Origin of the sequence: Campylobacter concisus (assembly GCF_003048575.1) — a bacterium.
GTDB classification, from domain to species: Bacteria; Campylobacterota; Campylobacteria; order Campylobacterales; family Campylobacteraceae; genus Campylobacter_A; species Campylobacter_A concisus_U.
In genome coordinates, this window is sequence record NZ_PIRZ01000006.1 from 112,262 (window position 1) to 126,359 (window position 14,098).

At 33.7% G+C, this 14,098-nt stretch carries 12 protein-coding genes; 2 read left to right on the forward strand and 10 right to left on the reverse strand.

The annotated features are described in order from the left end of the window. Positions 1–37: 37 nt before the first annotated feature. From CVS84_RS09550 to CVS84_RS09745, 4 genes are all read right to left on the reverse strand, one after another. Positions 38–295: an FkbM family methyltransferase gene (locus tag CVS84_RS09550; RefSeq protein WP_199906121.1), complete on the reverse strand. Its 258-nt coding sequence runs from the start codon at positions 293–295 to the stop codon at positions 38–40. Further along, positions 216–437 carry a hypothetical protein gene (locus CVS84_RS09555; protein ID WP_199906122.1) on the reverse strand — a complete coding sequence of 74 codons (222 nt, stop codon included), beginning with the start codon at positions 435–437 and terminating at the stop codon, positions 216–218. Before CVS84_RS09555 ends, CVS84_RS09550 begins: the two co-directional genes overlap by 80 nt. A 1,257-nt stretch (positions 438–1,694) precedes the next feature. After that, positions 1,695–2,288 (reverse strand): IS1595 family transposase, encoded by a 594-nt coding sequence (locus tag CVS84_RS08010; protein WP_320205229.1) that lies wholly within the window; start codon positions 2,286–2,288, stop codon positions 1,695–1,697. 16 nt (positions 2,289–2,304) lie between these two features. Continuing rightward, the gene (locus CVS84_RS09745; protein ID WP_320205228.1) at positions 2,305–2,571 is read right to left on the reverse strand and encodes a transposase; all 267 of its coding nucleotides are present in this window, start codon (positions 2,569–2,571) and stop codon (positions 2,305–2,307) included. A 98-nt stretch (positions 2,572–2,669) separates the two neighbouring features. Between CVS84_RS09745 and CVS84_RS08015 the strand changes: the two genes are divergently transcribed. Both CVS84_RS08015 and CVS84_RS08040 read left to right on the forward strand, forming a co-directional pair. Beyond that, the gene (locus CVS84_RS08015; protein WP_107691838.1) at positions 2,670–2,879 is read left to right on the forward strand and encodes a hypothetical protein; all 210 of its coding nucleotides are present in this window, start codon (positions 2,670–2,672) and stop codon (positions 2,877–2,879) included. A gap of 1,451 nt (positions 2,880–4,330) precedes the next feature. After that, positions 4,331–4,543 carry a hypothetical protein gene (locus CVS84_RS08040; protein ID WP_107691843.1) on the forward strand — a complete coding sequence of 71 codons (213 nt, stop codon included), beginning with the start codon at positions 4,331–4,333 and terminating at the stop codon, positions 4,541–4,543. A 1,266-nt stretch (positions 4,544–5,809) separates the two neighbouring features. Here CVS84_RS08040 and CVS84_RS08055 read toward each other — a convergent pair. The 6 genes from CVS84_RS08055 to metE all read right to left on the reverse strand — a co-directional run bounded on the left by CVS84_RS08055 (position 5,810) and on the right by metE (position 14,021). Then, positions 5,810–7,075, reverse strand: a complete 1,266-nt coding sequence (locus tag CVS84_RS08055) for a flippase (RefSeq protein ID WP_107691852.1) — start codon at positions 7,073–7,075, stop codon at positions 5,810–5,812. A gap of 31 nt (positions 7,076–7,106) precedes the next feature. Beyond that, complete coding sequence (locus CVS84_RS08060; protein WP_107691846.1) at positions 7,107–8,162, reverse strand: GDP-L-fucose synthase family protein; 1,056 nt, start codon at positions 8,160–8,162, stop codon at positions 7,107–7,109. A gap of 3 nt (positions 8,163–8,165) precedes the next feature. Further along, positions 8,166–9,308: a GDP-mannose 4,6-dehydratase gene (gene gmd / locus CVS84_RS08065; RefSeq protein ID WP_107691847.1), complete on the reverse strand. Its 1,143-nt coding sequence runs from the start codon at positions 9,306–9,308 to the stop codon at positions 8,166–8,168. 3 nt (positions 9,309–9,311) lie between these two features. After that, entirely contained in the window at positions 9,312–10,682 is a 1,371-nt protein-coding gene (locus CVS84_RS08070; protein ID WP_107691848.1) for a mannose-1-phosphate guanylyltransferase/mannose-6-phosphate isomerase, read from the reverse strand. Positions 10,683–10,793: 111 nt separating this feature from the next. Continuing rightward, positions 10,794–11,681 (reverse strand): DNA-binding protein, encoded by an 888-nt coding sequence (locus CVS84_RS08075; protein ID WP_107691849.1) that lies wholly within the window; start codon positions 11,679–11,681, stop codon positions 10,794–10,796. Positions 11,682–11,747: 66 nt separating this feature from the next. Next, positions 11,748–14,021: a 5-methyltetrahydropteroyltriglutamate--homocysteine S-methyltransferase gene (gene metE, locus CVS84_RS08080; RefSeq protein WP_107691850.1), complete on the reverse strand. Its 2,274-nt coding sequence runs from the start codon at positions 14,019–14,021 to the stop codon at positions 11,748–11,750. Positions 14,022–14,098 lie beyond the last annotated feature (77 nt).

Sequence of the window (14,098 nt, forward strand, 5' to 3'; positions counted from 1 at the left end):
TAAGACTACAAAAACCTATCTTTTTTAAAACTACTATTTATAAAAATACAGTATTAATAGTCTCTGTAAAGATAGAGTAGCCGTATTGATTTAAATGATCAGCTATTTTATTGTTTTCAATTTCACTAAAACTATTTCCTAAAATTTCTATCAAAACTATTTTTGGTTTGTATTTTTCAAAGTTATTTGATCTTAAAACCATAAGATCCAGTCCTTCAACGTCTACCGATAAAAAATCTATATCCTGGTTTTTGCAAATTTCTTTTAAGAATATCCTCAAGTATTGTATTTTCAATATCTTTTGTAAATTTTATAAAATAATTTTCTTTCTCATGCTCTACTGCTAACTCCTTTGAAAAGGTATTTAAAGCAGGTTCATTAGAGGCGTAATAGGTTAAAATTTGTTTTTTATCAGATATTGGCCTTTCTATATTCATATCTCTTGGACGAAATTTATCAAAAGCAATTATACTATATTAATACCCCTCCATCCTTTTTTATAAAAATAATATATTTGAAGAACGCTTGGGATGATGAGTACCCACATCTACATAAAACCAAATTTTATTCTACGAATAATCTTTCCAAAATTATATCTTCACTCTCTTGTGAATATGATTTTGTTGCATATCCATCTAAATTATTATTTCCAAACTCAATAATTTTTCTTTTAATGTTTTAGGTAAAATTTTTTTAAGTATTTGTTGTAGCAATATTTATTCTCCACTATATTTGATAGCTGATACAGAAAAAATAGGCTGTATGTTATCAATTGGTTTGAATCTAAAATTTCTTGTTATAAATACAGAAGTCACATTTATAGGGCCGAAGCCATGAAAATCAATCTCCAAGAAGTCTAGTTTTTCTCTTAAATATTTTAACATTTCTCTGAGCCAATCAATAATTATCTAATACTGCAATACCTACACGTCAGATTGATAATTTAAGTATTTTTTAATTAGATTTGAACATTGAGGTCTTCTAATACCATCTATTATAACTATATCAAATTTTCGGTATTATGTAGCATCCGCACAAGACTTTCATCCTAAAATCCGCTAAGATTCAGTCTATTATAGCATATCGTAAAGGATTTATATGGCTGAATCTCACGTAATATTGGCTCTAGTTAGTAAGTATTCTAAACTTTGATGGAATATCAAATATCATCAGAATATAATCTCAAAAATAAAGTCTGAGCTTGAAACGATAGATAAGGCTATCGCGATATTTGACCCTAGCTATAAGACCACCTTTATTCAGGCTAAAAAGGATTAGTAATGCTTCATACTTTCCTCACGGAGAATTAAATCGTAGGATTATAGAGTGTTTAAAGATAAAGCCTAGCACTGTAAATGAAATAGCCGAGTATGTTTTTAAAGATGAAAAAGTAGATGACGCCCTCATCGCCAAATATAAGCAAAACATATCCTCTTTAATTTCAAAGCTTATAAAAAGAGGAACTATCTCGTTATTTACCGACAACGGAGTAAAATTTTATAAAATAGCTTCCTAAGCTCCAAGCCTTTCGGCTACTCGTTTGTTTCCTTGCCAGTAACCGCAAAATTCATTAGATATTGAGTTATCGGCTAAACATCTCGATAAAATATCGTCCATTATAGCTTTATTATCTAGCCTTCTTGTGTCCTCCCTATAAGCTATTTCGTTGGCATAGTTTGATAAATATAGCGTTCCTAGCCATGGCATTGACCGTATTGTAAGCGTCTAAATCTAGCGTTAAAGCTTTCGCTTTGGTTATTATTCTCTCCGTTCATACCGCTATATTCTATTTGGTGATTTACTCTTTTTAAATCGTAATGAGCCAGCAAATCGTCGTAAGCCGAGTTTTCATCGGTATGAATTTCGCTGTTTGGCGCAATATGAGATTTGGCGATAGCGTTTATATTTACGTTATTCTCGCTTTTTAGAATAAAGGTCTTAGTCTTACTAGCTCCGCTTCCAAATAGATTTCTCTCTCGTAAAGATATGATAACTCGTTTATTAGGTTTAAAAGCCTTGCGTCTATCTATTCTATCGTTTATATTATTAGCGGGCTTTATATAGTTTCCGACGTATACTCCGTCCATCTCGACTATGCCGCTAAATTTATTTCCGCTATTACTAGTCATAAGGCTTTCTCTTATTTTATGAGATAAGACCCAAGCCGTTTTATATTGAACGTCTAAACCTCTACTAAGCTGTAAGGCTGAAATTCCTTTAGTAGCATTGGAGAATATAACGATAGCAAGAAGGATAACTTTAAAATCAAGCTTATGAGAGTGAAATATCGTTCCGCTTGTAACGCTAAAAGTATGAAAGCAATCCTTGCAACGATACTGTAAGTCTACTTTCTATAAAATAATGAGATGAAGCGCTTCCGCAAGTCGGACAAACGGGATTACCCTTGTTGCTACTCCAACGAATCGACTTAAAATACTCGTAACACTCATTCTCGCTCATACTAGCTATCTTTCTAACCGAGATTGTTCTAGCTTTAGATGAGAGAAGGAAGTGTTGAGATATTTTTAAACCTTTATATGTGTTTTTATTTCTAAAATATGTATTATACATAAATTTTGCTTAAAATACTATAAGTTATTTACCTAAATATACTTGCTTTTAAATTAAGAAAAATTGTATAATACGCTAATATATAATTAAGGCACATAATGAATTACGATGAGTTTTTATTAAGGTTAAAAGAAGCTGGAATAGATAGAGATGAATTTACCGAGCTTACTAAGACCAATAAGCTAACAATGAATGGTTGGGCTACTACTAGACAAGGTAGAAAAACGCCTGAATGGGTTGATAGCTGGATTAATTTATATCTTTCAAATAGAGACAAGGATATAATTATAAGAGAATTAAAAAAATAAAAATAATTATTAAGAAGCATACACTTTAACAAAGATATTATAGACACTAAAAATGAAAAAAATCACGACTTATACCGACATAAACGGATTTCACAAATATTGGGGAAAAAGCCTCTCGAATACTATGAATATTTTATAGATACACTAACCACCCAAGGCGATACGGTATTAGAGCTTTTTTAGGAAGCTCAAACGTAATATCTATTTTAGACGATACGAGAAAGTTCATCGATATAGATATAAATCCTTTTTCTAAAATATCTGCCGATTTCTTAATAAATTTACCGACACAAGCCGAATATAAAAAGCTGTTGTTCGTTTAGAAAACACGATTAAAAATAGAATCAATAATAGCTATACAGATTCGCAAAATAACATAGTGACGCATTATATATGGCAAGATAAAAAAATCTCTGAAGTTTGGATAAAAAATGCTGGCAAAAAGCAAGTAATTGCTGCCGCCCAAAAAAATATGAATGCCTTAAATAAATATAACGAATATAAGACTAAATACTTAAATGACATCACGTTTTTCAATAATAACAAAATTAACGTTAATTCTAGTATGACTATATATGATTTTTTTACAAAAAAGGGCACTTTATAACATAGATATATTGTTAGACGAAATCCATCTATTTAAAGATTAAAACATCAAAAGAGCTTTGCTTTTAACCGTTACTTCAGCTATCGGTCAGATGAGCAATATGGTTTTTGTGATTAATAGAAACGGTAAGCGAGAAGTGGGCAGTTGGGTTATAGGCTTTTGGCTTCCAAAAGAGCATTTCGAGATAAATGTGTGGAACTGTTTTATTAATAAGGCTAAAAAATTATTAAAAATCTACCCAATGTTCATAAAGTTTATAGCAACATTGAGATTTACAACGAAAGCTGTTTGAAAAAGATGAAAGATATTTCAAGCGATAGCGTAAAGCTCATTATTGCCGATCCACCACACTCTAATCGAATTCCATACTTGGAATTATCTGAAATATTTAATTCCGTACTAGGGTGCAAAAGCAATTTTGAGGACGAAATTATCGTATCAAACACTAACGAAAGAGATAAAAATATTCATAAGTATACAAATGATATGATAAGTTTTTTTACGAAACAGAACGTATTTTAAAAACGGATGGTCTTTTGGTGCTATTTTTTAATGCAAGCAATGAAAAAGATTGGAATTTTATTAAAAAAGTATACCAAAATAAAATACTATACTATTTAGGTTGTGCTCCAATGGAATATTCCGTCAAATCGGTCGTTCAGTCAAATAGAAAAGGGGCGTTAACCAAAGATTATATGTTGTTCTTTTCAAAAAATAATCAAGTACCCGAAGCTATAAAAAAGTAAAACTTTTTAACGATTCTTTAACTCCCTTTAATATACAATACCCATAAAGATTTATGTTATGGCTGAGAGGTAAATATTATGTCGACTAAATTTGAATATTGGATAAACTCTTTAAAGAAAACAACCTCCAAGAATTTAAAAAAGAAAATCCAAAATCTATTAAATGGTTAAAAACAAAAGCAATTTCAAGAAAAGAACTTTTGTGTGATTTTATAAATTTTATAGGTGCTAAAATAAATATTAAAGAAAATAAAGGCAATAGTCTTTTTAAGCTAGTATACGAATCTACTTTTTTGGATGATAAAAATTAATAAATTTTTAAAAAATAAACATCTTGAAAAAATAAGAAGATTGCCTATTGATGACGTTAAAAACGAGCTTTATAAACTGGAGACTTATAGATGGAGAGGAGACCATACAAATTCACTAGATAAATTTATTATTAAATATTATGTTAAAGAATTTTATAAATTTGAAGAGCTGGAAAATAAACTAAAAACATCAATTTTATATACAGTGTCTGGTTATCTATATAACAATTGGTATAACTAATGGAGCAGTTATTTAATAGAAAATCTATTTTGTGAACACGATAGTGTTATTCCAGCATCTGGTCAAATAAAAAATGTCGACTTTTTTATAAACAATACCCCAGTTGATTTGAAAGTTACATATATGCCTTCAGAAAAAATTAAAGAGCAATGGAAAACAATATACAAAGATACTAAATCTGAACTTTCATTCTTAAAAAGTAAAGCTATAAATATAACATTTGATAAAAAAGCAATGAAACATCTATTGGAAGCGTTATCTTATCTCAAATTAATGATATTGCAAAAAGCGATACCGGGGCTCAACAAGTATTAAACGATTACCAAGATAAAATAAGAAATATTTTTGAAAATATTAAAAAAGATAAAAAAGGATTAATAAAATGGCTTTATGAAAATCAAGGCAAGATGCGATTCGGAGCAGAAAATAGATGATTTGTGGTTTTATATGATAATAATATAATAATTATGCTGAATCGTGGAAACTAAAGCGAAATATAACTTTGTTGTCTCCAGCAATAAATGATTTTATAAACAATTTTAAACTTATTCCTATTGAATTTAAATTTAAAGGAAAAAATTACAAAACTAATTCAAACATAATTTTCATAAGTAATTAAAAAGCTTTGTGTGGATGCTACATAATACCGCAAATTTTTTATCAAATATGGACTTTTTATAATATTCACTATCTTCTCTATGTAGTAGAGTTTGATTGCTGTTGAGATTAGGATTTACTTTTTTTAAAGCTTTCTTTATCATATTCAACAGAAATCATGTCCTTAGCTTTTTGCCCAATACATTGATGAATTACTGTTTCCAAATTCAATAAAGATTTTCGGAAAGGTCAAAAGTGTTTAAGAATCCTATAGCAGGATACGTGTACCAAGGTATTTTATTGGCATAACTATCTATATAATCCCATTTTTATAGCGCTATATTGAGAATAATCACAAACCAATATTTTGAATTATTTAACTATTTTTTAACTCGTATAGGAATAAATTTTCCCTATTATCTTTCTAATCACCATATTCTCCTTGGATTAATTGTATTTAGTTTCATAAAAAAAATTCTTCTAGAATAACAATTAACAATATCAGATATAAAGTCAACAATCATATAACTAATTAGTGTTGCTATAGCAGCACCTTGAATTCCATATTTTGTAATCAATAGTAAATTTAAAAATATATTTGAAATCATGCCATAAAAAGTTCTCCAAAATGCTAGTAACTGTAAATTTTCATTTATAAACCAATTCCCACTAACAACTCCTAAAAAAACAAATACACTTGCCCAAATATGTATCATCAATACACTTGCTGCTTGATTATATTGTTCTCCATAAAGCATATTTACTATCATATCAGATAAAAAAGTTATTGGTAGCGCTATTGCAATGGCTATCCATACAACAAGGTCAAAAAGCTTTTGAAGTCTATCATAATAAAGCTCTTCACTTTGTCTTTTTGCATTTACTATTGCAGGAAATAGACTTGATGCAACTACAGTAGGTATAAAATACCAAATCTCACTTAACCTAGTTGCCGCAGCATACTGTCCAACAGCCTCACTTCCTAGCATCTCTTGAATCATAACCTGATCTATTTTCATATATATAGATACCACAACTCCACTTAGGATAAGTGGCCAGCTATCTTTTAAAAGAGATATAGCGATAGTTTTATTAAATATTATTTTTTTAATCTCAGAAGTTGAATATTTTATAAAAAAAGAAATAAGCCCCAAAGCCAAAACTATACTATCAAATAAAATAACCCATGCAAAAGCTACAAGCGGAGCGTTAATCAAAATAAGTATAATCTTTACTATGCTACTTATAAAAAGAGAGATAATATTAGAAAACACTACATATTTTGATAGAACCTTTGATTGAAAATACATATCTACTACATTAAATGATTGAAATATAGTAGCACTAGCTATGATAAATACTAATAAATTTGTATACCTATCATTTGAAGTAAAATAAGTAGCAACAGCTAAAATCAATAGTGTCAAAATAGCACCCATGAGCTTAAGATAAAAAGCAGTACCTATTAGTTCATTTGCTCTACTTTCATCTTTTACCAACTCCCTTACTACTATACCATCAAGTCCGAGCGTAGCAATGGCAGCAAAAAGTCCTACAAGGCTTTGAGCATATGAAAAAAGTCCGAATCTCTCAGGCCCTAAATATCTAGTCACCCAAATTCCTACAAAAAGTCCAACAAACATACGGAGCATTTTTTCAAAAAAGAGCCATGAGGTATTTTTAAAATACTTCATGAAGCCTTGATGATTTTTTAATGATATTATTTTATCTATCATTTATTTTCACATACCATTCATAAAGCGTCTTTATTCCATCTTCAAGCTCTACTTTATGTTTCCAACCAAGAGAGTGGAGCTTAGATGGGTCCGTTAGTTTTAGCATCGTTCCATCAGGCTTGTTATCATTAAAATATAGCTCACCTTTAAAGCCAATTATATTTTTAACCAAATTTGCTAGCTCTTTTATCGAGACGTCTTTACCTGTGCCTATATTTATATGCGTATTTCTTATCTCTTTGCTATTTTTGTCATAAGTATCTTTAAAGTCTCTATTTTCCAGTAAAAATATGCAAGCATCGACCATATCTTCTGAATATAGAAACTCTCGTCTAGGCTTTCCTGTGCCCCAAATTTCTACTCCGTCTTTTGAAATGCCAAATTTACTAAGATAAGCCATAGCTTCATTTAGATCTTTTGCTTTTAGATCTTTTATCACTTTGTCAAATTTTTCTTCACTTAAAAGCTTTGCAAGGTGTATCTTTCTTATAAGTGCTGGCAATACATGTGAAGTTTCTAGATCAAAGTTATCATTTGGACCATACAAATTTGTAGGCATTACAGATATGAAATTTGTGCCGTACTGTAAATTATAGCTCTCACACATCTTCATCCCGGCTATTTTAGCGATCGCATATGGCTCATTTGTGTATTCAAGTGGAGATGTCAAAAGCACATCTTCGCTCATTGGCTGTGGGGCATTTTTAGGATATATGCAAGTGCTTCCCAAAAATAATAGTTTTTTTACCTTATGCAGATAACTTTGATGGATCACATTATTTTGAATTTGCAAATTTTCATAGATAAAGTCGGCTCTATAGGTACTATTTGCCACTATTCCACCAACCTTTGCAGCAGCTAGCACCACATACTCGGGCTTTTCTTTTTCAAAAAACTCACAAACCGCCTTTTGATCCATTAGATCAAGCTCGCTATGAGTCCTTGTGATTATATTTTCATAGCCCTTTGATCGTAAATTTTTCACTATAGCAGAGCCTACCAGACCCTTGTGCCCTGCTACATAAATTTTGCTATTTTTATCCATTTTTTACTCAAAATAGCTCATTGTCTCATATCCACCATCTTTTAGATAGACATCTTTTGTCATGAGCTTTAAGTCCGACTTCATCATATCGTTTACTAGATCTTGAAGGTTAAATTCTCTCTTCCAGCCTAGTTTTTTCTCTGCTTTACTAGGATCTCCAAGCAGCAAATCAACCTCCGTTGGTCTAAAATATCTTGGATCCACACAAACTACAGTTTGTCCGATAGTTAAATGCGATATATCTAAATTTAATTCTTTTGCTTTTTCAAAATTTAGTGAGTCCACGACTCCTATCTCATCTACGCCAGACCCTTCAAATCTCAAATTTATACCAGCATAGGCAAATGCAAATTTTACAAAATCTCTAACCGCTGTTGTTTGGCCAGTTGCTATCACCCAGTCTTCTGGCTCTGGAGCTTGCAGTATCATCCACATCATCTTCACATAGTCTTTTGCATGGCCCCAGTCTCTTTTGGCGTCTAAATTTCCAAGATAAAGCTTGTCTTGAAGCCCAAGCGCTATCTTACTAGCTGCCCTTGTGATCTTTCTAGTTACAAATGTCTCGCCTCTAACTGGCGATTCATGGTTAAACAATATGCCATTACAAGCAAAAATGCTATAAGCCTCTCTATAATTAACCGTTATCCAGTACGCATACATCTTTGCGACCGCATAAGGACTTCTTGGATAAAATGGAGTCGTTTCGCTTTGCGGCGTCTCTTGTACTTTTCCGTAAAGCTCAGATGTAGAGGCTTGATAAATTTTAGTCTTTTTCTCAAGTCCTAATATCCTTATAGCTTCAAGCAATCTAAGAGTGCCTGTGCCATCAGCATTTGCGACATATTCTGGAGTTTCAAAGCTAACATGCACGTGACTCATGGCAGCTAGGTTATAAATTTCATCTGGCTGTACTTCTTGAATGATCCTTGTTAAATTCATAGAGTCCGTCATATCACCATAATGTAAGAAAAAATTTCTATTATCAACGTGTGGATCTTGATAGAGATGATCTATTCTATCTGTATTAAAAAGGCTCGTTCGTCTTTTTACGCCATGGACTATATAGCCTTTTTTTAGTAAAAATTCCGCCAGATACGATCCATCTTGACCAGTTATACCAGTTATTAATGCTACTTTTTTATCCATAAATCACCTTTTAAAATCATCATCTAGGCGAATTATATCATCTTCGCCTGTATATTCTCCGACCTGAGCTTCTATCAAAACCACAGGAATTTTTCCTTCATTAGACAGCCTATGAATTTCACCCATTTTTATATAGATAGACTCATTAGGACAAACAAGCCTAGTTGTCTCACCGATCGTCACAGTGGCACTTCCTGATAGTACTATCCAGTGCTCATTTCTATGAAAATGCTTTTGCAAGGATAGCCTTTTGCCAGGTTTTACCTCTATTATCTTTATCTTATAACCATCTTGATTTTCAAGGACAGTGTAGTTTCCCCAAGGCCTATTTGTCGTAACATGAGCATTACAAAGCTCAGAGCTCTCCTCTTTTAAAATTTCCACCACATTTTTTACTTTTTGGCTAGAAGATTTTTTAGATATTAAAAGAGCATCTTTTGTATCAACAACAGTTAGATCATTGACATCTATTAAAGCTATTTTTTTGCCACTAGATAGGACTAGATTATTGTGAGAATTTATCTGCACCAGATCACTATTTATTGTGTTTCCATTGATATCTTTTTGTAGCTGCTCATCCAAACTATCAAAACTTCCAAGATCACTCCAAGGAGCATCTAGTACTACCATTTTTACGATATCAGACTTTTCCATCACAGCATAATCTATGCTATTTTGCGGAATATTTTGCATATCGGTAGTATCTATTTTAATATCAAATTCATCTTTTTTTGCGTTATCAAAAGCTACTTTGCATACTTCAAGTATCTCAGGAGCAAAAATTTTCATCTGATCCAAGAAAACGCCTGCCTTAAAGACAAACATGCCTGAATTCCAGTAGAAATTTTGATCTTTTAGAAATTTCACCGCTCTTTCATAGTCTGGCTTTTCATAAAAGGCCTTTACATCGCCATTATAGCTCTCTATATATCCAAATCCTGTCTCAGGTGACCTTGGCTTTATACCAAAAGTAACTAAGAAATTTTGCTCTGCCAGCTCCTTTGCAGCTTTTACGCTTGTGTGATATGCTTTAATGTCCTTTATCAAATGATCTGAAGGGGTTACTAAAACAATCTCATTTGGATCAAGTGCAAGGCAAGCTAATGTGATCGCTGGCGCAGTATTTCTACCAACTGGCTCGAGCAGATATTTAAAATTTGTGATATTTAAATTCTCTATCTGATCCATCGCCAAGTAGTAGTGATCGATATTTGTAATCACAAATGTATTGTCACAAATTTCACTATTTCGTAGTGCAGTTAGCTGAAAAAGTGACCTATCGTCAAATAATTTAATAAATTGTTTTGGCATCAAAGTCCTGCTAATAGGCCACAACCTCGTACCAGAACCACCACATAATAATATATTTATCATAAATTTTATCTACTTTAAAATGAGCTTAAAAATCTTATATAATTAAAGCTAAAAAAGACTAAGAACTTACTAAAACCATATAAAATATAAGTTTTGATAGCTTTTAAACTATCAAAACACCTCTCTTATCTTATGCGTTAGCTCTAGGCTCGCTTCTATCTCAGCTCTTTTTGCCATTACGCTCTCTATATTGACACCAACATTTATGCCAAGCTTTTTAGCAAATTCATAAAGCTCTGCAAAATTTTCAAGGCAAATTTGTGATGCCGTGGCTAAAAAATCATCACTCTGAAGCATCCTTTTTTCGCTCTTTTCATCAACACTTATGCCAAGCCACTTGATAAAATCTAGTGTTTTTGGCGTGCCACAAGTTGTAAAGGTCAAAATAATAGGCAAATTTAACCCACTTTTTGCCACGCTTGTTATTAAATTTTTAGCCAAATTTATATCAAAAACCGCCTGTGAGATGAAAAATTTCGCCCCCATTTTGGCCTTTTGGCTCATCCTCTGCTCTTCATCGCCCTTTTTAGCGTGCCTCTCAGCTATGCAAACACCGCCCACTACAAGCTCTTTAAACTCGTCTCTAGCGATCTCATAAGCACGCTCTAATCTCATTTTAGGTTCTACTTTACTAGAAGCAATGCCAACAAAGACACTTATATCGCTGCTACTTTTGGCTAAATTTGCTCTAAATTCGCTCTCATTATATTTATTCGTGACTCTATAAAAGATACTTGGCGTCTTTAAATTTAGATATTTTGAGTAGTAAATTTCAGGGCTTAATGTATCGCTAAATTCAAAAGTTCGCTCGCTTTTTATACGGCTACTTTCATCTTGGATCTCGTAAAGCACCAAGCCATCAGCCTGTACATCCGTGATCCTCTTGTCCCATTTTTCAGCAATCTCTTTAAGCTTTGCCTCGTCAAATTCAGCCTTTGGAGGCGTTAGGCCATAAAGCACTATGCCACTTTCATTGTTTATGATCTTATCTTTTAACATTTTCTAACTTTTTTTGAAATTTAAACGGAGTTTAGCGCCTAGGCTTGCTAGACGCTAAATTTTGTATTATAGACCTCTTACAATCTTGACAGCTTCTACCATGTTTTTAAGGCTTGGCTCGACCTCTTCCCATTTTCTAGTTTTTAGGCCACAATCTGGATTGATCCAGAGCTGCTCTTTTGGCAAGACCTCAAGCAGAGCTTTGATCTGAGCGACGATCTCTTCGACACTTGGCACGCGTGGGCTGTGGATGTCGTAAACGCCAGGTCCGACCTCTTGTTTGTAGCCAACGGCTTTGAAAATTTTAAGTAGCTCGTTGCCACTTCTTGCTGTCTCGATACTGATAACATCAGCGTCCATAGCCTCGATGGTCTTGATGATGTCGTTAAATTCAGAGTAGCACATATGCGTGTGGATCTGGGTTTTTGCTTCAGCTGAGCTTACTGAAAGCTTGAAGCAATCAACCGCAAATTTCTCATAAGCTGGGATATTTTCAGCTCTTAGCGGATAGCCCTCTTTAAACGCTGCCTCATCGACTTGGATCACTCTAATGCCCGCATTTTGAAGGTCTGCGATCTCGTCATAGATACAAAGTGCAAGCTGTTTTGCCACCTCGCTTCTTGGCAGATCGTCACGCACAAAGCTCCAGTTTAGCATAGTCACAGGACCTGTTAGCATGCCCTTCATTACGTGTTTTGTGATACTTTGAGCGTATTTCATCCACTTAACAGTCATAGGCTCTGGGCGGCTTACATCACCAAAGAGAAGTGGTGGCTTGACGCAGCGGCTGCCGTAGCTTTGTACCCAACCATTTTGGCTAAATGCATATCCGCTGATCTGCTCGCCAAAGTACTCAACCATGTCGTTTCTCTCTGGTTCGCCATGTACTAGCACGTCTAGGCCGATATCTTCTTGGAATTTCACGCAGTGATCGATATATTTTTTGATGCCAGCTTCATAAGCAGCCGCGTCGATCTCACCTTTTTTGAAATTTTGGCGAAGTACGCGAAGATCAACCGTTTGAGGGAAGCTACCTATCGTTGTTGTTGGCAAGATGCCGTATTTTAATGTTTCGCGTTGAATTTTGATGCGATCTTCAAATTTCTCGTCACGCTCAAATTTGCTTAAATTTTTAATGCGTTTTTGAACGCTTTCAGAGTGGATGAGCTTTGAAGTAGCACGAGTTTTAACAGCGTTTTTGTTCTCTTCGTAAATTTTAGCCTCAGCCTCATTTAGCTTCTCGCCGTTTGCTAGTTTTGTGATGATCTTGATCTCATCAAGCTTCTCAACTGCAAAGCTTAACCAGCTTTTGATCTCAGGGTTTAAATTTTCTTCATATTTTAGAGTGTATGGCACGTGTAGAAGTGAGCACGAAGTGCCGATGTAAAAGTCTTTGCCGCCTATTTTTTCTGCAATTTCACCTACAAGTTTTACCTTCTCATCGATGTTGCTTTTCCAGATATTTCTGCCGTCTATAACGCCAGCAAATAGCGTTAAATGGCTGTTTTTGATAGCCTCAAGGACTTCGAAATTTCTCTTGCCGTGGATGAAGTCAAGCGCGATGCCGTAAATTTTAGTTTTAGCCACTTCGCTAACTGCTTTGATCGCATGCTCAAAATATGTCGCAAACACGATTTTAATGTTGTTTGCAACGCCTGTTAGCTCGTTATAAACCTTTGTGATAAGTGGCAAAAGGTCGCTTTCATTTTTGTCAGTTACAAAGATCGGCTCATCAAACTGCACTAAAATTTCATCATCAAGCTTAGAAATTTGCTCAAGTAGCTTTTTGTACTCGCCTACAAGCGCATCAAGGTGCTTAAATGGGCAGCTACCGTCAGTCGTCTTTGAAAGAGCCAAAAATGTGATAGGGCCGATCAAATTTATCTTGCCTTTTACGCCGTTAGCCTTCGCCTCTTTGTATTCATTTAAAATTTTGTCCGCTTTTAGGCTAAATTTACTCTCACTGCTAAGCTCAGGCACAATGTAGTGGTAGTTTGTATTAAACCACTTTGTCATCTCCATCGCAACGCCATTTTTGTTACCTCTTGAGCAAGCAAAATACTGCTCCGAGCCGCTTAAATTTGCAAATCTTGGAGGTGTAGCACCAAAAGCGATGATGTTATCAAGCATTAGGTCATAAAATGAAAAATCATTAACGCTAATAGCCGAAATGCCAGCATCTTGTTGATATTTCCAGTGTCTTTGGCGAAGTGTCTTTGCAGTCTCTTGTAAATTCTCTTCACTAAAACCCTCTTTGCCAGCCCAAAAGCCCTCTAATGCGCGCTTTAACTCTCTTTTTTCTCCGATTCTTGGAAAACCTAAAACATAACTTTTTATCATTTTTATCCTTTTTAAATTTCTTTTTAATTAAACATGTGCAAAGCACAGCAACTTTGAACGTGCAGTGGGGTAGGGGG